The sequence below is a fragment of the Streptomyces sp. NPDC001904 genome, assembly GCF_040297005.1.
Classification (GTDB): Bacteria; Actinomycetota; Actinomycetes; order Streptomycetales; family Streptomycetaceae; genus Streptomyces.
The window spans coordinates 59,151-81,890 of the sequence record NZ_JBEOYI010000010.1; the positions used below are offsets into that span (position 1 = coordinate 59,151).

The following is a 22,740-nucleotide window of genomic DNA, read 5'->3' on the forward strand; positions in this document are numbered from 1 at the left end:
GCTGATGGGCGGCAGGGCGGCCTCCGGAACCGGGAGCCAGACGACGGGCGGGGGCACCGCGCGGCCACCGCGTCTGGAGCGGGGCCGCAGTGCCCTCGGTCCCGCGCTCGAACTCGTCCACACCGGACGCGCCCCGACCCGCGCCGTGCTCACCGCCGAACTCGGGGTGACGCGCGCCACGGCCGGCGCGGTCGCCGCCGAACTGGAAGCACTCGGGCTGATCAGGATCGACGCCCGGCCGAGCGCCGCCGCCGGTTCCCAGGGCCGCCCCTCGCACCGCCTCTCGGTCGCCGAGGACGGCCCGGTCGCGCTCGCCGCGCAGGTCCACTCGGACGGCTACCGGGTCGCGCTCGTCGGCCTCGGCGGCCGGGTCGTCGCCACCACACCCGGCTGCGAGATCATCGAGCCCGATCCGGCGGACGTCCTGCGGTCCGTGGTGGAGGCGGGAGTCCGGCTCCTGGAGACCAGCGGCCGGGTCTGTGTCGGCGCGGGACTCGCCGTGCCCTCGGCCGTGGCCGAACCGGACGGCACCGCCCTCAACCCGCTGCACCTGGCCTGGCCCGCCGGCTCGCCGGTCCGCGAGATCTTCGCCGACTGCGTGCGCCGGGCCGGTCCGGACATCCCGGCGTTCGCCGCGAACGACGTCAACCTGGGCGCGCTCGCCGAGCACCGGCACGGTGCCGGACGCGGCGCCCGCGACCTGCTCTGCGTCGCCACCGGGCACCGCGGCGTCGGCGGCGCCCTCGTCCTCGACGGGCATCTGCACACCGGCAGTTCGGGCCTGGCCCTGGAGGTCGGTCACCTCACCGTCAACCCGGAGGGCCGCCCCTGCCACTGCGGCAGCCGCGGCTGCCTGGACGTCGAGACCGACCCGCTCGCCTTCCTCACCGAGGCGGGCCGCACCCCCGACGCCGACGGCTCGCTCCTGCACCAGGCGCGCGAACTGCTGCTCACGGCCAAGGACGACCCCGCCGTCCGCACCGCCACCGAGGCGCTCGTCGACCGGCTCGGTCTGGGACTCGCGGGTCTCGTCAACCTCCTGAACCCGGACCGGATCATCCTCGGCGGCCTGCACCGCGAACTCCTCGACGCCGCCCCCGAGCGGTTGCGCGCCGTCGTGGCCGACCGCAGCCTGTGGGGCCGCAGCGGAGGCGTCCCCATCCTGGCCTGCACGCTCGATCACAACAGCCTGGTGGGCGCCGCCGAGCTGGCCTGGCAGCCGGTCCTCGACGACCCGCTCGGAGCCCTCAGCGCGAGGTGACCGGCGGCCCCACCGGACGGCCCGGGCGCCGCCGCCCCGGTTCGCTCAGCGCCACTCCACCGCGAACGCCGCCGCCGGATTGGCCACGAGCACCTGCTCGACGACGTCCTTGCCCAGGGTCTCCGTGAGCCGCGGCCGCACCCGGCGCAGCAGATACGGCATGCCCGGCCCGCCGCTCACCGACCGCGCCCCGGCGGTCGTCGTGTCCCCACCGAGCAGCAGCCGGTGCGCGAACCCGGCCTCGGCGAGGGCCGCCATCGCGTCCGGCATCCGCCAGTCCGTCGCGTGGTTGGCCCGGGACGGCCCGTCGAAGGCCAGATAGGCGCCCGAACGCGCGGCCTCGCGCTGGACGACGAGGTCGGGGGAGCGGTTCAGGTGACCGAGCAGAATGCGGTGCGGGGGCACCTCCAACTCCTCGCAGAGCAGGTCGAGTACGTCCAGTGCACCCGTCCCGAGCTCATGGTGGACGGCGATCGGCGCCCCGGTCGCGTGGTGCGCCTCGGCCGCGGCCCGCATGGTCCAGCGGGCATGCGCGTCCAACGCGTGGAAGCCGCCCGCCACCTTGATCAGCCCGGCCCGCACACCGCTGCCGGCGATGCCCTCGGTCAGCTCGCGCACGAACAGCTCGGCGAGATCGGTCCTCCGCTCGGCAAGCAACTCCGGCGCGTAGTGCGCGGATTGATGCATCCCCGTCGCGGCGACGATCCGCACGCCGGTCGCCTCCGCCAGCGCGGGCAGCTCCGCGGCCCGCCGTCCGAGCCCGTACGGCGTCCACTGCACGACGGTGCCGCCGCCCACGGCGGCGTACGCGGCCAGCTCCCGCCGCGCCGACTCGACGTCGTCCAGTTCCTGTCCGGGCAGCAGCGGACTGCGGAAGAACAGATGATCGTGGGCGTCCACGACGCCCAGCTTCCGGGGATCGATGTCGCCCTGGACGCCGCGCACGGCCGCCGGTGCGGAGTTCACCACTGGCTTCCCTTCGCAAGCAGGTCACGCTCGGGCTGCGAGACGTGCAGAACCTGATAGACGTCACCGGGCGCACCGGACTCCGCGTGCTCCCGGACGGAGAACCTCAGCAGCTCCCAGGTGCGCGGATCGATCCCGGCGGCCGCGTACAACACGCCGCTCTCGGAGGCCAGTTCGGCCGTCTCCCGCGCCGCGTCCGCCACCAGACCGGGCAGATGGGCGGCGGCCGCGACCGGCGTCCGCTCGCACACGGCGACCCGAGCCGTCGCGTCCGCCGCGCCTCCTTCCGCGTACGCGACACCGATCCAGTGCTGCACGACGGGCCGCCCGAAGTCGCGCACGATGCCCTGGAACCCGGCGCCCCACAGGAAGGAGTTCATCCCCTGCTCGGTGTTCCAGAGGTAGAACGGCGCGTACTGGTTCACCGGCGAACCGTGCACGCCGCGCTCCCGCATCAGATACGTCTTGACGCCGAGGCCGGGGAAGCCGTCGAGCAAGTGCCCCTTGCTCGCGACCCGTTCACGGATGATGTCCATGTCGTAGTCCGCGGGCAGCGTGATCTCGTACTGCATCGCATGCATGGTCGTGTGCTCCTCAGCTTTCGGAGCGGGCGTCGACGTGCGCACCCCAACAGGTCGTCGTCCCGTCGGCCGCGGCCTCGACCGCCGCCAGGTGCGTCATGAACGTCCGGGGCCCGGCACCGTGCCAGTGCCACTCGTCGGGCTCGATCCAGACCGTGTCACCGGCCCGGATCACCTCGACCTCGCCGCCCTTGCGCTGCACCCGGCCCTCGCCCTCCAGGACGTGCAGCACCTGACCGTGCGGATGGGTGTGCCAGGCGGTGTGCGCGCCGGGCGCGAAGTGGACGTTGAACAGACGCAGTCGGGACGGCAGGGCGGGCGTCGCGACCTCGTCCAGCCAGACCGTGCCCGTGAAGTTCTCGGCCGGGCCCTGCTGCGTGTCCGGGCGGTTGCGCGTGATGTGCACGGGGGAGTCCTCAGCTGGTCGGGGCGGGGGAAAGGGGAGCGGGGGAGGGCTTCAGGAGGGAGAGCAGGCCGCGTACGCCCGCGTCGAAGGCGTCCCTATGGCCGGACGCGCGCGCCAGGACGTATCCGCCCTGCACCGTCGCCACGATGGCCGCCGCGATCTCGCGCGGCACCAGGTGGGGCGCGAACTCGCCACTGTCCACACCTTCCTGGACGGTGTCGGCGAGCCGGTCCTTCACGTACGAGATCGTCTCGTCGACCGGACCGCGCAGCTCGTCGCTGGCGATCACGTCCGGATCCATCGTCAGCCGCCCGACCGGGCAGCCGCGCAGCACGTCACGCTCGCGCAGCAGGTACGCCGCGACGCGGTCGTACGCCGAACCGTCCGCACCGAGCAGCCGCTCGACGGTCGCCCGCATCTCCTCACCGGTGCGGCGGATCGCGGCGAGCGCCAGGTCCGGCTTGCCGGTGAAGTGGTGGTACATGCTGCCCTGCCCGACGCCCGCGCGCTGCAGGATCGCCTTCGGGCTGGTGCCGGTGTAACCGCGCTCCCACAGCAGCTCGCGCGTGGTTTCGATCAGCCGTTCCTGGGTGCTCATGAAGCCACCGTACATACTAGTAGTTACAGAAGGCAATGCCGAGACGGCGACGAGGGCGGGAGAAGCAGCCCGGGACGGTGCGCGTACTCCCGTGGGGGTAGGCGGACGGCCGCTGGCCGTACGACGACGGGGACCCCCTCCCGGCGGGAGGCTCGACTCATCACGAGAACACTCAAGGGAGATGAGTCCGATGCAGACCCTCGCGCAGTTCGGCCCCGGCGGCGGTCCGGGCCCCTGGATCCTGCTCGTCCCGCTGGTCTGGGCGGCCGTGGTGATCGGCGTCGGCACGCTGCTGCGGCGCACCGTGTGGCGCGGACGCCGTGGCCCGTGGCGCCCCGGGCCCGCCATCGACGAGCGGTCCCCGATCGCGGTGCTCGGCCGACGGTTCGCCGCCGGGGAGATCGACGAGGACGAGTACTGGCGCCGGCTGTCCGTCCTGAACGAGGAGTTCGGGCGCACCGCCGGCGGCGGCAAGGGGGCCGTGCTCTGACCCCTCCGGGCACGACGCCTCTACCGGCACCGCGACGAGGAGTGGGCCCGGCCGTGCGGCCGGGCCCACCACCGTCGGCGGGACGTCAGCGGCGGGGGCCGCCCCGCCCGGACCTGCCCTCGCCGGGCATGCCCCGCTCACTCTTCGGGTCGTCGTACTCGATCCGCTCCTTGCGCACCGTGTCGGAGACCTCCTGCGTCTCCGTCACCCTCTCCGTCTCCAGGCGCACGCGCTCCACCGGCACGGTCTCCTTGCTGACGACCGCACGCTCGGCGTGCAGCGTCACCTCGGTCTCCGCCTCGCCGATCGTGGCGCGCTTCGCGTCGGCCTCGGTGATCGGCTCACGCACCACGCGGACCTCCTCGTGGGACAGCGGAACCGACGTGGTCACGTTCTCGGTCTCGACCACCTTGCGCAGGTGCGCGTGGCCGACCTCCTGCTCCTCGACGCCGACCCGGAGCCGTTCCTCGGAGCGGATGAGCTCCGTCTCCTTCTCCGGGACGTCGGCGGCGCCGCGCAGCGCGGGCTCGCGGGCACCGGCCGCGTGCCGGCCGGTGGACTCGCCGGTGGCGTGACCGGACGCGGCCCCTGCCGCGCCGGCGGCTCCCGCCGCACCGGCCGTGCCCTGGACGCCGGGTGCGGCGGCCGGACGCTCGGGACGGTTCCCGCCGGTACCGGCGGCGGGCCTGGTCAGCCCGTAGTGCGCGTACAGCTCCTGCTGCTCGGCCTCGCTCAGGTGCTGGTCGGCCTCGACGCGGGGCGCGTCCTTGACGGCCTCCTTGGTGTACATCACCTGGAGCCGCTCGTCCGTGCGGGACGCTCCGCCGAGCGGAACGAAGGTCTCCTTCATGCCGAAGAGGCCGGTCTTGACGGTCGCCCAGCCCGGCTTGCCGGTCCGGTCGTCCAGGTAGACCCGCTCGACGCTGCCGATCTTCTCCCCGGTGCGGTCGTACGCGGTGAGCCCGACAAGGGCATCGGGGTTGTTGATCTCGCCCTGCGTCATGCGTGATCACTCCCTCCGGGACATGGGGGCGGCTGGGCGCCACCGGCTTGACCATGTGCCTCGTCTCCATGGCGCGTGGAATCCGCGGGGCGCGCAACAAGGAGCTTCACTTGCCGTAGCCAAAAGCTCCGCCGGGGCGCCGCGCGGGGCGTGATTGCGGGCCGGGAGGCGCAGTCGGGTGATCTCCCTCGCCTGGGCCGAACGGGTGAACCCGAGGGGCGCGCGCCGGTGATGCCGAAGGGGCGGATCGTCGACACGCCCACCCTCCGTCCAGGGGAAAGCACCCGCTCGTCCGCCGGTTCAAACGGGCAGACGAACGGGTGCTCGGAAGAGGCAGGGGCCCGGTCGGGCCCAGCGGAAGAGGCCGGGCGCCCCCTGAGGGGCACCCGGGAAGTGATCACCGCCCGGTCAGCCTGCGACGGCCGACCGGGCGGGAGCATGCTGGGGCGCTTCGGCGCGGAGCGTGGTCGCTGTCGCATACACCGGCACCGTGGGCAGCGCCACCGCGGGCGACGGCACGGGCAGGGCGAACCAGACGACCTTGCCGCCGTCGAGATGCGGCCGGACCCCCCAGCTCTCGCTCACCGCGGCGACCATCGCGAGCCCCCGCCCACAGGTCGCGAGCGCCTCCGCGTCGCGCACCTCCGGAAGCCGGGGGTCGTGGTCGCGCACCGACAGGGTGAGACAGTTGCGGAAGAGCTCGATCTCCACGGTGCACAGCTTGTCCGGCTCGGCGTGCCGGTGCACGTTGGTGAGCAGCTCGGTGACCCCGAGCGCCGCCAGATCGATCAACGGATCGAGATGCCAGTAGCGCAACTGCGCCGATACGATTCTGCGGACCTGGCCGATCCGCGACGGCAGGGCTTGGAGCTCCACCGTGCAATGCCTGCTCGGCTGGCTGATCACGGCTGCGACTCCCCGAATTGAGTCCGGAAGAAGACGAGAACGGATCGAGCGGAGCGACCGCGGTGTGACAGGGTCGCCCGCTGCAGTGTCCGGCGGGCTGGTTCGCAGCGTCATCGCCGGTAAACCCTGAGTAGTGATGTGTGACCAGCGTGACCCAGAGAGTGCGGGCGTGCAACTTCGGCCGGTGACGCTCGTGCTCCGGAAAGTGATGGGTGAGGCGGGCCGGTGGTCGGCGACGCTACGCCGCGCGCCCCGTCGCCTTGCGCACGGCGTCGATGAACCGGCGGGCCGCGGGAGGCCCCGCGTCCCCGGTGTGACCGCCGCCGAGTCGCAGCAGATAGCGCCTGCCGTCGACGTCGGCGGTCGCGCGGTCGTCGGAGCCGAACCACGGTTTGCCCGCGCGGACTTCGCCGAGTGGCGCGCTGTCTATCTCGCTGCCGTAGCTCGTGAGCAGTTCCAGCCTGCCGCCCGTGATCCGGACCTGTCCGGCCCGGGTCAGTGAGCGCAGACGGCGCCCGATCCGCACGCCCGTCGCCGTGAACTCCGGCTCCGCCATGCCGCGTCGCCCCCTCTGAGTGCGTTGGTGCGGTGCAGTCTGCACGCACCGGGCCAGGAGCACCAGTGTGCATGTGGACGCGACGTGAAGCAGTGGGCGCAAACGGATTTCGCGCCCCCTCCCCCTACGGTCCCGCCGGTGGGGCCAGGCGTGTCTTTGAGGCTCCCAAAGATGCGTTTATGCAGGTGAGAAGCGTGCGGAAGGTGTCTATGATCGATGCGTCCGGTCACGTTCGACCGACCCTGCAGCGGGTCCTTCGGCACCCCCTTCGCGGGATCCTGTCGGGGCGGACGCTCGGAACGACGCGAAGGAGCCGCGTGGTGAGCACCATCGAACAAGGTCGCACCGGGGACGGGCATCCGCCCACGGAGCCGATGCCGACGCTGGACGTCGACCACACGGATCCCGGCTACCGGAGCTGGCTGAAAGAAGCCGTGCGCAAGGTCCAGGCCGACAGCAACCGCTCGGCCGACACCCACCTGCTCCGCTTCCCCCTCCCCGAGCACTGGGGCATCGACCTCTATCTCAAGGACGAGTCCACCCACCCCACCGGAAGCCTCAAGCACCGCCTCGCCCGCTCGCTCTTCCTCTACGGCCTGTGCAACGGCTGGATCCGCCCGGACCGCCCGGTGATCGAGGCGTCCAGCGGCTCCACCGCTGTCTCGGAGGCGTACTTCGCCAAGCTCGTGGGGGTCCCCTTCATCGCGGTGATGCCGCGTACGACGAGTGCCGAGAAGTGCCGACTGATCGAATTCCACGGCGGGCAGTGCCACTTCGTCGACGACTCCAGGACGATGTACGAGGAGGCGGCCGCCCTCGCGGCGCGCACCGGCGGCCACTACATGGACCAGTTCACCTACGCGGAGCGGGCCACGGACTGGCGCGGCAACAACAACATCGCCGAGTCGATCTACCGGCAGATGGAGCTGGAGCGCTACCCCTGCCCGGCCTGGATCGTCGCCACGGCCGGCACCGGCGGCACCTCGGCGACCCTCGCCCGCTACGTCCACTACATGCAGCACGACACCCGCATCTGTGTCGCCGACCCCGAGAACTCCTGTTTCTTCGAGGGCTGGACGACCAACGACCCGGAGGCCACCAGCGACTGCGGCTCCCGCATCGAGGGCATCGGCCGCCCGCGCATGGAGCCGAGCTTCGTGCCCGGCGCCATCGACCGCATGATGAAGGTCCCCGACGCGGCGAGCGTCGCCGCGGTCCGCGCCCTGGAAGCCGCCATCGGCCGCAAGGCGGGCGGCTCGACCGGTACGGGCCTGTGGAGCGCCCTGAAGATCGTCGCGGAGATGGTGGCGGAGGGCCGCAGGGGAAGCGTGGTCACCCTGCTGTGCGACCCGGGCGACCGCTACCTGGACAAGTACTACTCGGACCAGTGGCTGGCGGAACAGGGCCTGGACATCACGCCGTACCTGGAGGCGATCAACAGGCTGCTCACGTCGAGCGCCTCCGAAAGCTGAGGGTCACGCGCGTCCGGTGGCCCTGACGTCGCGGCCGGGCCCCGACGTCACGCGGCGGCGGTGGTCAGCCGCCGCTCGAGGTTCCCCACCGCGTCCCGGAACGCCCGGCCGAGACCGGAACGGCCCACCTTCAGGCCCGCCAGGAACAGCACGGCCCCGTCGGCGGCGAACGTCCACTGCACCCGCGATCCATCGGCCACCGGCGTGATCCGCCACTCCTCCAGGAGCGCCCGCACCCCCGGTGCGTTGGCCTCGTCGACCCGGTACGCGTAGACCTCGTCGGGCTCGGCGGCCACGATCGTCTCCAGGAAGCGCCCGCCGCCCTTGAGCCGTATCTCCCGCCGCGGCCCGTCCGCCCCCGCTCCGGCCGGCCGCGCCAGGGTGACCGCGGAGAACCACTGCGGCCAGCCCTCGACGTCCTCCGCGAGCGCCCGGTACACGGCACCGGGCGGGGCGGCCACCTCGCGGGCGAACACCAGTCGCAGGGGAGCGGTCTCGATGAAGTCGAGGCCGACCGGGAGAAGACGACGTGCCATGAGCGCTCAGCCCCCAAGCAGGACGACGATCCAAACGTCGGGCCGGCCCAACGGGCAGCAGGAGTAGACCAGTTGACCGGGTACGGTCACCATAGCTGGCGGCCCGTCAGATGTCTGCACCACCCGGAGCGGAATCGGGATCGCCCGCCACGACGAGCCGCATGTGCTCGGAGATCTCCGTACGGGCGTCGACCGGCAGCCCCGCGTCCGTCACCAGCGTGTCCACCTGATCGAGCGCGGCGAACGAACTCAGGCCCACCGTCCCCCACTTGGTGTGGTCGGCGAGCACGACCACCCGCCGCGCGGACTGCACCAGGCGCCTGTTGGTCTCCGCCTCCGCCAGATTCGGCGTCGACAGGCCCGCCTCCGGGCTTATCCCGTGCACCCCGAGGAAGAGCACGTCGAAATGGAGCGCCGCGATCGCCTGGTCGGCCACCGGCCCCACCAGCGAGTCGGACGGGGTGCGCACGCCGCCGGTGAGGACCACCGTCGCCGCGCCCTGTCGGTTCCCCGCGGTGCGCTGCGCGGCATGGAACACATCCGCCACCCGCACCGAGTTGGTCACCACCGTCAGGTCCGGCACGTCGATCAGCCGCTGCGCCAGCGCGTACGTCGTCGTACCCCCGGACAGCGCGATCGCCGTACCGGGCGCGGCCAGCGGTGCCGCCGCCCGCGCGATGTCCTCCTTGGCCGTCAGCTCCAGGCCCGACTTGGCCTCGAAACCCGGCTCGTGACTGCTCGCCTCGACGACGGGAACCGCGCCGCCGTGCACCTTCTCCAGCACGCCCTGGCGCGCCAGCGCGTCCAGGTCCCGCCGGATCGTCATGTCGGAGACGCCGAGCTTCCTCGTCAGCTCGTTGACCCGGACGCCGCCACGGCGCCGGACCTCGTCGAGGATCAGAGCGCGGCGCTGCTCCGCGAGGAGGTTCTGATTCTCGCTCACGTCCCGTCGGGTCCCTTCGCCTCGTCCCCATCACCACCCGGTGTGCTCGGCCCCGGGTGCCGTCATCCTCGCACGCGCCACCGACAGCCGTCCCACCGCCCGCACCCGCCACCAGGGCGTACGGCTCGAAAGGAGCGAGGAGATTCTGTGACGAGGGGTGCATGAGGGAGCGCCGAGGCGGAATCCTTGAGTCTGCACAGAACGGGGGACGCACATGACCGTTGCGCCCGAACAGCACACCGACACCGGCGCGGACGGCGAGGCGACCGCACTCGAACTGCTCGTCCACGGAGTGGGCGGCACCACACCGCAGGAGATGCTCGACGACCCGCGCACCGTGCGGGTGTCGGGCGACGCGACCGCGGCCGTCCACCGCCGCGCCGAGGACGTCGACGCGGAGGCCGGGCCGGACGACCACCGGGGCAGACCCGTGCCCGAGGCGTACGTGTGGTGCAACCTCACGTCGGGCAACGGATCACGGGCACTGTGGCTCGTTCTGCTGCCCTTCATGGTGGTGAACCTCGCCCACTGGATGCGGCCCAACGCGCTCCGCAGAACCCGCACCGTACGCCTCTACGGCCTCCTCGTCCGCCTCGCGGGCCTCACCCTCACCGTGCTGTTCGTCGCCGCCGCCTGCGAGGTCGCACTCGACCTGACGGCCTGGCAGTGCGCGGGCACACCGGCCTGTGCCGAGCGCAGGACCTGGCTCGGGTTCCTCGCCGACGGCTGGTGGAGCCAGCCCGGCCGCCGCCTGGCACTCGCCGCGCTCGTGCCGACCGCGCTGACCGTCCTGCTCTGGTACCTCTCGCACCGCACCTGGAGCGCGTACGAGGCACAGCGCCCGCTGTCCCACCGGCCGGACCCCGAGGGCACCGACGGGTCGGCGGACAACGCGCTGGCCCGGCCCGGGTTCTGGTACGGCCGCCGCCTGGTCTCCCGGCTCCGCGCCGCGCACACCGCCGCGGGGCTGCTCACCGTGGCGGCGGCCGTCGGCACGTCGGCCGCCCGCTACGACCACCGGACCGGCGGACCCGAGCTCCTCGACGTCCTCGGACAGGTCTTCGGCGGCGCCCTGGCCGCGGGCCTCCTCGCGGTCCTCGCCGTCGTCGTCCTGCGCGGCCGCACCGAGGACCGGCTCGACCTCGACCTGGACCGCACCCTGGTCCGCGCCCTGCCCTACGGCGCACTGACCCTGCTCGCCCTGACCCTGGTGTACGCGGGCTGGTCCCGCCCGCACTGGCACTCCTCGGGGCGGCTGCCCGGCGACGCGGCGTTCGGCGGGATCGCGCTCGCCCAGGTGGTCCTCGTCGCGGCTCTCGCCGTGGTGGCCAGGGCGATCTACCGCACAGCCGTCGACCGGCGCACCGCCCTGCGGGGCCTCGGCGGGCCGGCCACCGCGATGCTGGCGTGCGGCCTCGGCGGTGTGATGACCGGCGGCGTCGCCCAGCGCGTCGCCGACTGGCTGGACGGCACCAGCGGCCTGATCCCCGGCCCGCCCGTCCTGCTGTCCTGGCAGGCGTCCGTCATTCCCCCGCTGCTGGTCGCCGTCGCCGTGGTGTGCGCCGTCCTCTCCGTGCACACGGCCCGCAGGAAGAAGGCCGAGACGGTCCGGGTCGCAGCCGACTACCACCTCGACGAGCACGCGGGCGCGGCCGGGGAACGCCCGGACACCGCCCGCACATCGGCCATCGCGGGCACGCGCGCGCGTGCCGCCCTCACCGATCGGGCCCCAGTGATCATCGGTGTGGTCTCGGCCGTCTCCCTGCTCCTCGGAGCGCTGGCCGTCGCCGGGGCCTGGGGCACCGGCAAGGTCCCCGGGACAGCCGCCGAGGGCACGTTCCCCCTGCTGGAGGGCGCCGCCGACACCGCGCAGGCGCTCGGCTCCTGGCTGATCGGCGCCGGCTTCATACTGTTCGTGACCTGGGGCCGCCGCGCCTACAAGGACCCCGCCGCCCGCCGCACCATCGGCATCCTGTGGGACGTGGGCACCTTCTGGCCGCGCGCCGCGCACCCTTTCGCACCCCCGTGCTACGCGGAACGCGCCGTGCCCGACCTGACGTGGCGGATGGCCACCTGGACGCGTGCCACCGGCGGCCGGCTCATCCTGTCCGGCCACTCACAGGGCAGCGTCCTCGCGGCAGCCGCCGCCTGGCAACTGCCGCCCTCGGTGCGGCGACGCGTCGGACTGCTCACCTACGGCTCGCCCCTGGAGCGGCTGTACGGGCGCTGGTTCCCGGCACAGTTCGGACCGGCGGCCCTGGCGTCCCTGCACCGGCAGGTCGACTGCTGGCGCAATCTGCACCGCGCCACCGACCCCATCGGCGGACCGATCCGCCTGCCCGGCGGCTGCGGCCCGGCGGTCGACCACCCCGCCCTGCTGGACCCGCTCGCCTACGGCCGCACCGAGCAGCATCCGCTGCCCGCCCCGATCCTCGGCCACAGCGACTACCAGGCCGACCCGGCCCTCGCCGAGGAACGGGCCCGCCTGCTGGCCCGCCTTCAGCACGCGGTGCCCCCACCGCGCGCCCAGGATCAGGGCAGCTCGGGCAGGTCCTCCGGGTAGAGGAGCGTGAGGTCGTCCGTGCTCGGCTCGCCGAGCTGGGCGACCCGCCCCGCGTGCTGCTCCACCATCGACTCGAACGTCTGCCGGGCCGTACGGCCGTTGCCGAACGCGGGGCCCTTCGGTAGCGCGGTGAAGTACTTCAGGAGCGCCTCCGAGGTCCCCGTGCCGAGCCGGTACTCGTGCTCGTCGGTCTGCTGCTCCACGATCCGCAGCAGTTCCTCGGGCACGTAGTCGGAGAAGGTGATGGTCCGTGAGAAGCGGGACGCCACACCGGGGTTGACCGACAGGAACCGCTCCATCTCCGCCGTGTAGCCCGCGACGATGACCACGACGGCGTCCCGCTGGTCCTCCATGAGCTTCACCAGCGTGTCGATCGCCTCACGGCCGAAGTCCCGGCCCGAGTCCTCGGGGGAGAGGGCGTACGCCTCGTCGATGAACAGGACGCCGCCGTGGGCCCGCTGGAACGCCTCCTGGGTGCGGATCGCGGTCGAGCCGATGTGCTCGCCGACCAGATCGACCCGGGACACCTCCACGAGGTGCCCCTTCTCCAGGACCCCGAGGGAGGCCAGGATCTCGCCGTACAGCCGGGCCACGGTCGTCTTGCCGGTGCCGGGGGAGCCGGTGAAGACCAGGTGGCGCCGGACCGAGGCCGCCTTGAGACCGGCCTCCTGGCGTCTGCGCCCCACCTCGATCATGTCCGTGAGCGCCCGCACCTCGCGCTTGACGCTCTCCAGACCCACCAGTGTGTCGAGCTCCCCGAGCACGGCCTGCGACGTGCGGGCGGGCGGCTCCTCGACGGGCGCCTCGGCCCGCTGGTCGGGGACCTGGCTCAGCAGGCCCACCGTCTGGGTCGCGGACTGCGTCTGGACTGCCGGCTGCGGGGCGGCTGACGCCCCGGGCCTTATCCCGCCGCTCTCGTCGCTCGTGCACTCCTCGACGAGCGGGCCGTCCTCGGCGAACTCGTAGCCGCCTCGCGCACACCGCTCCGTACGGCACTTCTTGAGGGTCGTCCGGCAGCCGTCGATGACATGGAAGCCGTAGCCCTCACTGCCCGTCACCCGGCACCCCTGGAACGTGCCCCGGCCGCCCGCGGAGACGTAGAAACCGGCCTCCGTCGGGGACGTCACCGTGCAGCGCTCGATCGTCGGATCGGCGCCCTTGGTGACGATGACACCCGTCTGGATCGCGTCGATCGTGCAGTTCGCCAGCGTGCCGCCGCTGCCGTGGTCGCGGAACCAGGCGCCGGTGGCGGCCTCCCGGATCCGGCAGTCGTCCAGCTGTGCCGTGGCTCCGTCGCTCACCGACACCGCCGTGTTCCGCACCTGCGACAGATCGCTGTCGACGACGTCCACGCGCGAGCCGCGGTCCAGCACGAAGAGCGCGTCCGGCACGTCGTGCACCCGGCACGCGTCGAGGACGGCGGTCGCGCCGTCGCTGACCCACACCGCCGGGTAGTCGCCCGTGCTGTCGTGGATCTCGCACTGATTGGCGTCCACCCGCGTGCCCGGGTCCCACACCGAAAGACCGTTGCGCCCGAACTGGCGGACGGTGGAACGCGTCAGCGTCAGGACGGACCGGGAGCGCAGATCCACCGCGTTCTCCGGGATGTCGTGGATGTGGCAGTCCGCGAGGGTGAGCACCGCGTCCGTGTCGAGCGTGACCCCGTCCGCCGTGGTGCGGTGCACGTCGCAGCTGGTCAGATGGGCGGTGGCGCGGCCGGTGATCTGCACGCCCGAGCCCTTGATCTCGTAGATCTCGCAGCCCACGGCCTCCAGGCCGCTGTGCTCGCCCGTCGCCGAGAGCCCGGACCCGGAGGCGTGGTGCACCCGGCAGCGCTCCAGGCGCGGGTGGCCCCCGCCGCGCACCGCCACCCCGGCCTGCCCGGCCGCGACGACCTCGCACTCCTCGAAGACGCCGCCCCCGCCGTCCAGGACGGCGATGCCGATCCCGCCGGGATTGTCGACGGTGCAGCGCCGCACGGTGGGGCGGGCGCCGCCGCGCACCTCGATGCCGGACGCGGACCGGGTCACGACCCGTACGTCGACCAGCTCCGGCGCGCCCTCCTCGACGAGCAGCGCGGGCGCCGCCGAGTCCTGGCCCTCCACGTGCAGATCCTGGACCGTCGCCGACGCCCGGACGGTCAGCGGAACCCCGTCGACCGGGGCGATGCGCACCGACCCGGGGGAGCCCTCGGGGCCGCGCAGCGTCACCGCGCGCTGCACGATCAGATTCTCCCGGTACGTGCCCGGGGCGACGGTCAGCACGTCGCCGTCCCCGGCCGCTTCGAGAGCGGCGGCCAACGACGGGTACTCACCTGTGCGGCGCCGCCACCGTGATGTGCCGGTGTGCGTCACCTGGACCGTGCCCTGTGCCATAACGGTGCTGTGCCCCCACCTCGTCGTACGCGGGTCCTGCTCACGCCCTGACGGGCGCTCTTCCTGAGAAAGGTGGGTCCACCGTAGCGCGCGCGGAGCACGGCAGTTGACCGGAGTCGCGACCCTGTCAGCTGCCCGTGCCGGTCCTGCCCCAATCAGGACCCGCTATGTCCCAGGCGCGGTCCCAGCGCGCGTACCGGCGACGGACCATCCGCCACACGACGAGCCTGCGCGTGCCCTCCAGGAGACCGCCGACGGCGACGGCCGTGCCGAAACCGGCCAGCACCGCGTGCGTCGTCGCCGTGGCCCGGTCGAGCGGGCGGCCGACCACCCGGCCCCGCTCGTCGGTCCACAGCGGGAAGGTGTCGCCGTGGTGCGGGGACTGGAGCGAGGCGACGACCCGGTCACGGTGCGCCGTGCCGTCCGGCGCCGTCCAGGTCGCCACGACGCGGCTGTGCGCGTCCCGCGCGGTCGACGTCTCGGGGTCGGAGTCGAGGGGCGGCTGCGCCACTTTCCGTACGACCGTCGCCGTGACCGCGTGACGCCGGCTGTGCTGCTCGTCCACCGAGCGGTACAGCGCGTCACGGGAGAGGGAGCCCGCCACCACACCGACGACGGGCGCGGCGACGACGATGAGGACCAGCGCGATCAGCGCGATCCAGGCCTCGGCAAGATCGGTGCCGCGGCGCAGTGGGTTGTGCCGCCAGCGCCAGATTCCGATGACCGCCCGCACAGCCTGCACCCCCTTCCACGTCCGCCCTCACCTCGGACGGCAGCGCCGCCGCGCGGAGGGAGCGAAGAATGCGACCCTCGCCCCGCCCGTCCGGCTCGCCGGTGTCTCCGGCACTGCCATTGTCCCTCAACGAGTCGATCGCGCCGCCGGGTTCCCCTTCCGGGTGACGGTTATTCGACGCTATTCGACGACGGTGAGCGGATCTCCGAGCCGGATCGAGCCGGGCGACTCCGGAACCAGGTTCGTGCCGAAGCACAACTGGTCGCCGAAGCGGCGGTGCCGGGCGAGGGTGCGCAGCGGTTCCTTGCCACGCTCCGCGGTCTCCTGGTTCGTGGTGGTGACGACGCAGCGGCCGCTCTTCTTCGTGACGCGGAACGTGACCTCGCCTATCGCGATGCGTGTCCAGTCGTCCTCGGCCCAGGGGGAGGTGCCCGACACGACCACATTCGGCCGGAAGCGGTCCATGGGGAGGGGACCCTCGTCCGCGTGGTCCCCCTGGGCGATGAGGGAGTTGAGGGCGTCGAGGGAGGAGAGGGTGGTGAGCAGCAGCGGATAGCCGTCGGCGAAGCTGACCGTCTCGCCTGGCCGGGCGTAGGCGGGGTCGACCGGGCGTCGGGTCGCCGGATCGTCCAGGTGTACGAGGCGGACGTCGGCGTCCAGGTACGCGCTCCACCAGGCGTGCGCCGCGGCCGCCGCGGGCACGGCCTCCACCTTGTCGCGCCACACCTCGATGGTCGTCGTCGGGCCGGGCGCGGGCACCTCGACCGTCAGCGGTCGCGTCCCGGGCGCGGACAGTCGCAGGGCGCCGCCGGGCAGCAGGTCGGCCGAGGCCAACGCGAGGCGCGGGTGCGGCCGTTGCGTGACGATCTTGCCCGCCGCGTCGACCAGGACCCAGCGCCGGTCACCCGCGAGCCCCCACGGTTCCACGACCGCCTCGTGCGGTGCGTGCCCCCGAACCGCCTTCAGCGGGTAGACATGGATCGAACTGAGCACAGGCTGCTGCGACATGGGACCATCCTGCCAGCAGGCACCGACAGCCCCATGTGCGGGCCGTGCGGAGGGGCCGTGGTGACGGCCCCCGGATCAGTAACCGCGGTACTGCTGACGGTTGTACGGATCCTCGTACGGCGCCGGAGCGGGCGCGGGCCGCGGCGCGGCCGGGCGCATCGCCTCGTAGCCGGTGCCGGGGGCCTGCCGCTGCGGCTGGGGCTGCTGGCTCTGGTAGCCGCGCGGGGCGGCCGTCTGCTGCGGGATGTACGCGGTCGGGGCGGCCTGCATGTGCGCGGGCTGCATCGGCGCGGACTGCTGCTGCGGATAGCCGTACTGCGGCGCCGGCGCGGAGGGGCCGGAGGGCAGTGCGGGCAACGCGGCCGGAAGCGCCGGGAGATGGCTGCCGGTGTCGTACGCGGAGGGGACCCGGATCGGGGCGATCTGGGGTGTGCCCCGCTCGGCGACGAGGGAGTCGTAGATCGGGGTGTCCGGGAAGGACGGCGCGGAGTAGTAACCGCCGCCATAGGTGGAGCGGGGGGAGGTCATGGCACATAAGTTAAGCCCACGATGTGGTCGATGGGGTAGCCCGATAAGAGGGTTCTTTTGCGTGTCGGGTGTGACCGTGCATCCCCAATGCGGGCGAACTTGGCAGAAACGGTCGTTGTGCGGCGTTAGATTCGTGTAAGAGGCCGAGTTCTCGGCGGGTGACCGGTTCGCCGGCGATAGGGGCAGAACAGACATGACCACCATGGGCAAGGGAACGAATGTCGCCGTGGCGGCCTCGGCGGTCCGCGTCGAGCTGGGATGGCGCGGCGGCCCCGGCGTGCCCGACGCGGACGCCTCGGCGCTGCTGCTCGCCGCCGGGAGGGTCCGCTCCGACGCCGACTTCGTCTTCTACAACCAGCCCGCGCACGCGTCCGGCGCGGTCCGGCACGAAGGCAAGACGACCACGGGCGGTGCCGTGACGGACACGCTGTCCGTGGATCTCGCGCGCGTGGAGCCGGACGTCGAGCGGGTCGTGCTCGCCGCGTCGGCCGACGGCGGCGCGTTCGGCAGCGTCCCCGGGCTGCACATCCGTGTCCTCGACGCGGCCTCCGGCGCCGAACTCGCGCGCTTCGACAGCACGGACGCCACGGTCGAGACAGCGTTCGTCCTGGGGGAGCTGTACCGGCGGCGGGGCGCCTGGAAGTTCCGCGCGGTCGGCCAGGGTTACGACACCGGCCTGGCCGGGCTGGCCACCGACTACGGGATCACCGTCGACGAACCGCAGCGGACGACCGAGCCCGCCGCACCGGAGCGGGTGGCCCCGCCCCCGATGCCCTCGGAGCCGCCGGCCGCGCCGGGGCCGGTTCGCCTCACCAAGGTGACGCTCACCAAGGCCGCGCCCTCGGTGTCCCTGGCCAAGCAGGGCGGCACGTCGGGCGCGCTGCGGGTGAACCTCAACTGGGAGGTGCGCAAGCAGTTCAGCGGCTGGGGCAGCAAGCGCGGCCGGGCCACCGCCCGCCACCGCGACCTCGATCTCGACCTGTGCGCCCTGTACGAACTCACCGACGGCCGCAAGGGCGTCGTCCAGGCGCTGGGCAACGCCTTCGGGTCGCTGCACCAGCCCCCGTACATCCACCTCGACGGCGACGACCGCACCGGTGGCGTGGCCGCGGGCGAGAACCTGACGATCAACCTCGACCACAAGGACGCGCTGCGCCGCGTGCTCATCTTCGTGACCATCTACGAAGGCGCGCGCAGCTTCGCCGACCTGCACGCGACGGTCACCCTCGCGCCCCTGGGCGGAGCCCCGATCGACTTCTCCCTGGACGAGTGCACGGTCCCCTCCACGGTGTGCGCGCTCGCGCTCATCACCAACGACGGGCGCGACCTGACCGTGCAGCGCGAGGCCCGCTACCTGGTGCCCGAGCGGGGCGTCAGCCCGCAGCGCACCGTGGACCACGCCTACGGCTGGGGCATGAACTGGACCCCGGGCCGCAAATAGCGACGGTCAGGACGTGGCGTCCGGACGGGCGTAGGTCCGGCCCTTCCAGGCCGCGCCGCGCCCCCGGTAGTGCTGCACCGCGGAGTCCACCGTCATCAGGAGGTACAGGAACGCGGTGAAGGGCAGCAGGGGGGCCAGCCACAGGGTCTGCCGGTAGTAGCGCAGCATCGGGACGTACGTCGCCGTCATCACCGCCCACGCGATGCCGCCGAGCAGCGCCACCGGGCCGTTCCGGGCGACCAGCCCGAAGAACACGGCGGCGGGCGGCACCAGATAGACCAGCGCGAGTCCGAGCACGGTCCCGAGCAGCACCAGGGGGTTGTGCCGCAGTTGCGCGTACGCGCTGCGCGACACCATGCGCCACAGGTCCGTCAGACGCGGATAGGGGCGCACGCTGTCCACGTGCTCGGCGAGGCCGAGCCAGATGTGGCCGCCGGAGCATTTCACGGCCCGCGCGAGCGACACGTCGTCGATGACCGCCTGCCGGATGGCGTCCGGGATCCGGGCCCGTTCGGCCGCCTCGGTGCTCAGCAGGACGCAGCCGCCCGCCGCCGCGGCCGTGCGCGACCCCTGATCGGCGATCCTGCGGAACGGGTACAGCTGGGCGAAGAAGTACACGAACGCCGGGACGACCAGCCGCTCCCACCCGCTCGCCACCCGCAGCCTGGCCATCTGCGACACCAGGTCGAAGCCGCCCGTGCGGGCCGCCGCCACCAACTCCCGCAGGCTCTCCGGCTCATGAGCGATGTCCGCGTCGGTCAGGAGCAGGAACTCCGGGCCGCGCGCGCGTGCCAGCGCGATGCCGTGCCGCACGGCCCACAGCTTCCCGGTCCAGCCCGCGGGCGGCTCGCCGGGGGAGTCGACCGTCAGCGGGAGCCCGCCGTGCCGGTCGGAGAGCGCGCGGGCCAGGGCGCCGGTGCCGTCCGAACTGCCGTCGTCGATCAGGAAGATCTCCGCGTGCCCCGGATACTCCTGGGCGAGCAGGGAGGGCAGGCTCTCGGGCAGCACCTCCGCCTCGTCCCGGGCCGGGACCACCACGCAGACGTCCGGCCATCGCACCGGATCCGTGCGCGGCGGCAGCCGCAGATCGGTGCGCCAGAAGAACCCCTGGCACAGCAGCAGCCACAGCCATGCGGCGAGTGCGGCCGCGGTGATCCACACAACGACGTCCATCCGCCGCAGTCTGCCCCACCCGCGCTGTTCTGTCGGACCGATCGTCTATGGTTTCCGGGTGAAGATCGCGCTCATGGACTCGGGAATCGGACTGCTCGCGGCCGCCGCCGCGGTACGGAGCCTGCGGCCCGACGCCGATCTCGTGCTCTCCTCGGACCCGGACGGCATGCCCTGGGGCCCGCGTACCCCGCAGGACGTCACCGAGCGGGCGCTGGCCGTCTGCGAGGCCGCCGCCGCGCACCGTCCCGACGCCCTGATCATCGCCTGCAACACGGCGTCCGTGCACGCCCTGCCCGCGGTCCGGGCGCGCCTGGAGCCGGAGATCCCCGTCATCGGCACCGTCCCCGCGATCAAGCCCGCGGCGGCGGGTGGCGGTCCCGTCGCGATCTGGGCCACGCCGGCCACGACCGGCAGCCCGTACCAGCGCGGACTGATCCACGACTTCGCCGCCGGTGTCGAGGTCACCGAGGTGCCCTGCCCCGGACTCGCCGACGCCGTGCAGTGGGCCGACGAGGAGGCCATCGACCGGACCGTGGCGGCCGCCGCCGCGCTCACCCCGCGTGACGTGCGGACCGTCGTCCTCGGCTGCACCCACTACGAGCTGGTGGCGGAGCGTATCCGCGCCGCGCTGCAGCAGCCCGGCGCCGAGCCGCTCACCCTGCTCGGCAGCGCGGGCGCCGTCGCCGCGCAGGCGCTGCGCCGGGCCGGCGACGCGGCCCGTGCGAAGACCGGGCACCGCGGACTCACCGTCCTCCTCAGCGGTCGCGAGGAAACGCTTCCGCAGGCGGCGCTCACGTACGCCGAGGGCCGGGCGCTGCAGGCCGTGAGCCACGCAGGGTGACCGCAGGCACCGGTCCGGAGCAGTGACTCTCCGCGAGGCGGTGCCCCGGCGGCGGAACATGAGTAGTCTCGAACGCATGACGAAAGACGCCGCCGACGCATCCCCCGGGCGACGCACGTCCGACCGGGTGACCGAGATCTGGACCGGTCGCGCGCACAACCGTGTGCAGTGGCTGCTGGCCCTGGGCGGCTTCGCCTGCCTGGCCCTCGGCATCGAGCTCGCCGTGGACAGCTCCTGGGCCACCGGGATCGCCGCGCTGGCGATGTCCGTGGTCGGGCTGATCGCCGTCGGCCTGCTCGTGCTCTTCGGCACCCTCGCCTTCCTGCACGTCGCGGTAAAGGTCGACAAGGACCACCTCGAGGTGCGCTGCGGCCACGTCGGGCTGCCGCGCCGCCGGATCCCGCTCGCCCACGTCGTCGGCGCCGACTTCGCGCCGCGCGTCACCCCGCGCCAGTGGGGCGGCTGGGGCTACCGCTGGCGTCCCGAGATCGGCACGGCCGTCGTCGTGCGGCGCGGCGAGGGCGTGGTGCTCAGCCTCGGTGACGGCCGCAAATTCACGGTGACCGTCGACGACGCGGAGAGCGCGGTGCGCCACATCCGCGACCGGCTGAAGCCGACCCCCGCGCGGCCGGTGGCCTGACCGCCCCGCTCGCCCGACGACCGATCAGCCGCGGCCGTCCCGGACAGGTTCCGGGGCGGCCGCGTCGTCGTCCGGTGGTTCGTCGCCGAGCGGCATGGCGGTGGCGATCCCCGCGAGCAGCCCCGCGCCCGCCGTCACGGCCGTGAAACTGAGCGCGTTGCCCACCGTCGCCAGCACCGCCACCGCCGTCAGGGCCGCACCCGCCGTGAGCACCACCGGTGTGGGACGGGTCGAGCGCCACAGCACGTACAGCAGCCAGCAGTACGCGGCCGTGAGCAGCGCGAGCCCGATGAAGCCCTGTTCCGCCGCGACCTGCAGCACCGCCGAGTGCGGCCGGGCGTCCGGTGCCGGAGATCCGGCGGACGCGGCGGACACGGTGGTCACGGGGCCGAACTCCTCGAACCGGCCCGGTCCCGCCCCGAGCACCGGATCGGACGCGGCCAGGTCCAGTGCCCGGTGCCACAGCCGGACGCGGCCCTCGGGCAGCTCGCCCCCCAGGAACGAGGCCGCTCCCGACGGCAGGGCGCCGCCGGCCAGCGCGAGGCCGAGCCCCGCCACCGCGGCCGTGCCGACGCCGAGCCCCGCGAGCGCTCCCGCCCGGTGCCGGAGCCCGGCCGCGGCGAGCGTGCACAGCACGACGCCGCAGCTCGCCGCCGCTCCGACCCCGGATCCGGCCACCGCCCCCAGCACGACGGTGCCGGCGGACAGCAGGTGCAGCGTGACGCGCAGGTGCCGGGTCCGCGCCGCCCAGGCCGCGCAGGCCAGGGCGCCCGTCGACAGCACGAGCAGTGCGGCCGTCGCCCCTGCGCCGCCCAGCGGTGTCGAGGTGTTCGGGGCGGGCACCGCCTGCGGGGCGGCGAGGGCCAGGCACAGACCGCCGGCCCCGACCGCGCAGGACGTGGCGACCGGGGCGAGCCCGCCGGCGATCCGTCCGCCCGCGTACCCCGCGGCGACGGCCAGCACCGCGAGCAACACCCCTTCGGGGCGGCCCGCCCGCGCGGTCGCCGTGATCATCGACCATGCCGCGCAGCCGCCGAGCACGACGATGCCCACGACGTCCGACCCGCCGTGCCGTCGCCGGTCCACTTCCGGCCCGGCACCCGTCGACCACCCCGTCGATCCCAACCCCGTCGCCCCCCGACTGAGACGGGCCCCGCACGACATGGCCGGATCCGGCACCGCGTCGGGGACTCGCGCACACGGTAACGGCTGGTGCGGCGTTGTGGGCCGCAGTTGCGCAGGAACGTTCCTGGCGTGGTTCCGCCGCTCCTGCGGCGCGGGTCGGCCGGCGTCGCGGCTGCGCAGCAGGTTCAGCGCGGTGAGCGTGAGGACGGTGTCGTCGTGCTGATTGAGCACCTCGACGTCGGTGTGCACGATGCCGCGGTCTGGCTTGGTACGGGAAAGCCGCGCCGCGCGGACCGTCGTACGGATCGACAGTCGGTCCCCGGGACGGACCGGGCGGGTCCAGCGCAGCGTGTCGATGCCGGGCGGGGCCAGGCCGGCGATGCTGCCGTACCGGTAGGTCGCACCGGGGACGCAGTCCTCGAAGTACCGCTTCTCGACGGGGATGGTGAAGTCGGGGCCGATGGCGGAGGTCCTTGGCGTCGTTGTCATCGGCGCACTACAGCCGATCGGGCGCGCTGTCCGGCACGCAGCGTTGGCCCCTTCGGCCCATGACGGGGCCGGGGTTCGGGGCCACCGTGGAAGCGAGGCGCAGGTA

At 73.3% G+C, this 22,740-nt stretch carries 22 protein-coding genes; 7 read left to right on the forward strand and 15 right to left on the reverse strand.

The features are described from left to right. Positions 1-4: 4 nt before the first annotated feature. Entirely contained in the window at positions 5-1,261 is a 1,257-nt protein-coding gene (locus ABT127_RS18365) for an ROK family protein (protein ID WP_351450724.1), read from the forward strand. 45 nt (positions 1,262-1,306) lie between these two features. Here ABT127_RS18365 and ABT127_RS18370 read toward each other — a convergent pair whose 3' ends face one another. The 4 genes from ABT127_RS18370 to ABT127_RS18385 are packed head-to-tail and all read right to left on the reverse strand — an operon-like array spanning position 1,307 to position 3,827. Continuing rightward, a complete protein-coding gene (locus tag ABT127_RS18370) occupies positions 1,307-2,227 on the reverse strand; it encodes a phosphotriesterase family protein (protein ID WP_351450726.1) in 921 nt (306 codons plus the stop codon). Further along, entirely contained in the window at positions 2,224-2,808 is a 585-nt protein-coding gene (locus ABT127_RS18375) for a DUF4865 family protein (RefSeq protein ID WP_351450728.1), read from the reverse strand. Before ABT127_RS18375 ends, ABT127_RS18370 begins: the two co-directional genes overlap by 4 nt. A gap of 13 nt (positions 2,809-2,821) precedes the next feature. Next, positions 2,822-3,214 (reverse strand): (R)-mandelonitrile lyase, encoded by a 393-nt coding sequence (locus ABT127_RS18380; protein ID WP_351450731.1) that lies wholly within the window; start codon positions 3,212-3,214, stop codon positions 2,822-2,824. A gap of 10 nt (positions 3,215-3,224) precedes the next feature. Continuing rightward, positions 3,225-3,827, reverse strand: a complete 603-nt coding sequence (locus ABT127_RS18385; protein ID WP_351450734.1) for a TetR family transcriptional regulator — start codon at positions 3,825-3,827, stop codon at positions 3,225-3,227. Between the two features lie 175 nt (positions 3,828-4,002). Between ABT127_RS18385 and ABT127_RS18390 the strand changes: the two genes are divergently transcribed. After that, positions 4,003-4,302, forward strand: coding sequence for an SHOCT domain-containing protein (locus tag ABT127_RS18390; RefSeq protein ID WP_351451202.1), 300 nt, complete (start codon positions 4,003-4,005; stop codon positions 4,300-4,302). Positions 4,303-4,387: 85 nt separating this feature from the next. Here ABT127_RS18390 and ABT127_RS18395 read toward each other — a convergent pair whose 3' ends face one another. From ABT127_RS18395 to ABT127_RS18405, 3 genes are all read right to left on the reverse strand, one after another. Next, positions 4,388-5,305 (reverse strand): PRC and DUF2382 domain-containing protein, encoded by a 918-nt coding sequence (locus tag ABT127_RS18395; RefSeq protein WP_351450737.1) that lies wholly within the window; start codon positions 5,303-5,305, stop codon positions 4,388-4,390. Between the two features lie 408 nt (positions 5,306-5,713). Then, the gene (locus ABT127_RS18400; protein WP_351450740.1) at positions 5,714-6,211 is read right to left on the reverse strand and encodes an ATP-binding protein; all 498 of its coding nucleotides are present in this window, start codon (positions 6,209-6,211) and stop codon (positions 5,714-5,716) included. A 238-nt stretch (positions 6,212-6,449) separates the two neighbouring features. Further along, entirely contained in the window at positions 6,450-6,767 is a 318-nt protein-coding gene (locus tag ABT127_RS18405; RefSeq protein WP_351450743.1) for a hypothetical protein, read from the reverse strand. A 374-nt stretch (positions 6,768-7,141) separates the two neighbouring features. On the opposite strand from ABT127_RS18405, the gene ABT127_RS18410 reads away from it, so the two are divergent. Beyond that, positions 7,142-8,239: a PLP-dependent cysteine synthase family protein gene (locus tag ABT127_RS18410; RefSeq protein ID WP_351451205.1), complete on the forward strand. Its 1,098-nt coding sequence runs from the start codon at positions 7,142-7,144 to the stop codon at positions 8,237-8,239. 47 nt (positions 8,240-8,286) lie between these two features. On the opposite strand, the gene ABT127_RS18415 is transcribed toward ABT127_RS18410, so the two are convergent. Further along, the gene (locus ABT127_RS18415; protein WP_351450746.1) at positions 8,287-8,775 is read right to left on the reverse strand and encodes an SRPBCC family protein; all 489 of its coding nucleotides are present in this window, start codon (positions 8,773-8,775) and stop codon (positions 8,287-8,289) included. Positions 8,776-8,881: 106 nt separating this feature from the next. Next, complete coding sequence (locus ABT127_RS18420) at positions 8,882-9,718, reverse strand: DeoR/GlpR family DNA-binding transcription regulator (protein ID WP_351450748.1); 837 nt, start codon at positions 9,716-9,718, stop codon at positions 8,882-8,884. A gap of 214 nt (positions 9,719-9,932) precedes the next feature. On the opposite strand from ABT127_RS18420, the gene ABT127_RS18425 reads away from it, so the two are divergent. Further along, positions 9,933-12,281: a hypothetical protein gene (locus ABT127_RS18425; protein WP_351450750.1), complete on the forward strand. Its 2,349-nt coding sequence runs from the start codon at positions 9,933-9,935 to the stop codon at positions 12,279-12,281. Here the strand turns inward: ABT127_RS18425 and ABT127_RS18430 are convergent. The 4 genes from ABT127_RS18430 to ABT127_RS18445 form a co-directional block, all read right to left on the reverse strand. After that, a complete protein-coding gene (locus tag ABT127_RS18430; protein WP_351450753.1) occupies positions 12,251-14,656 on the reverse strand; it encodes a right-handed parallel beta-helix repeat-containing protein in 2,406 nt (801 codons plus the stop codon). The genes ABT127_RS18425 and ABT127_RS18430 overlap by 31 nt on opposite strands. A gap of 127 nt (positions 14,657-14,783) precedes the next feature. Next, complete coding sequence (locus ABT127_RS18435; RefSeq protein ID WP_351450756.1) at positions 14,784-15,389, reverse strand: Rv1733c family protein; 606 nt, start codon at positions 15,387-15,389, stop codon at positions 14,784-14,786. 180 nt (positions 15,390-15,569) lie between these two features. Then, positions 15,570-16,397, reverse strand: coding sequence for an MOSC domain-containing protein (locus ABT127_RS18440; RefSeq protein WP_351450758.1), 828 nt, complete (start codon positions 16,395-16,397; stop codon positions 15,570-15,572). A 75-nt stretch (positions 16,398-16,472) separates the two neighbouring features. Beyond that, on the reverse strand, positions 16,473-16,925 hold the full coding sequence (locus ABT127_RS18445; protein WP_351450760.1) for a DUF6643 family protein: 453 nt from the start codon (positions 16,923-16,925) through the stop codon (positions 16,473-16,475). 202 nt (positions 16,926-17,127) lie between these two features. Between ABT127_RS18445 and ABT127_RS18450 the strand changes: the two genes are divergently transcribed. After that, positions 17,128-18,366: a TerD family protein gene (locus ABT127_RS18450; protein WP_351451207.1), complete on the forward strand. Its 1,239-nt coding sequence runs from the start codon at positions 17,128-17,130 to the stop codon at positions 18,364-18,366. A 6-nt stretch (positions 18,367-18,372) separates the two neighbouring features. On the opposite strand, the gene ABT127_RS18455 is transcribed toward ABT127_RS18450, so the two are convergent. Further along, positions 18,373-19,539 (reverse strand): glycosyltransferase, encoded by a 1,167-nt coding sequence (locus ABT127_RS18455; RefSeq protein WP_351450763.1) that lies wholly within the window; start codon positions 19,537-19,539, stop codon positions 18,373-18,375. Between the two features lie 58 nt (positions 19,540-19,597). On the opposite strand from ABT127_RS18455, the gene ABT127_RS18460 reads away from it, so the two are divergent. Further along, positions 19,598-20,380: a glutamate racemase gene (locus ABT127_RS18460; RefSeq protein ID WP_351450766.1), complete on the forward strand. Its 783-nt coding sequence runs from the start codon at positions 19,598-19,600 to the stop codon at positions 20,378-20,380. Positions 20,381-20,456: 76 nt separating this feature from the next. Further along, positions 20,457-21,020, forward strand: a complete 564-nt coding sequence (locus ABT127_RS18465; protein ID WP_351450768.1) for a hypothetical protein — start codon at positions 20,457-20,459, stop codon at positions 21,018-21,020. Between the two features lie 24 nt (positions 21,021-21,044). Here ABT127_RS18465 and ABT127_RS18470 read toward each other — a convergent pair whose 3' ends face one another. After that, a complete protein-coding gene (locus ABT127_RS18470) occupies positions 21,045-22,634 on the reverse strand; it encodes an O-antigen ligase family protein (protein WP_351450771.1) in 1,590 nt (529 codons plus the stop codon). Between the last annotated feature and the right edge of the window lie 106 nt (positions 22,635-22,740).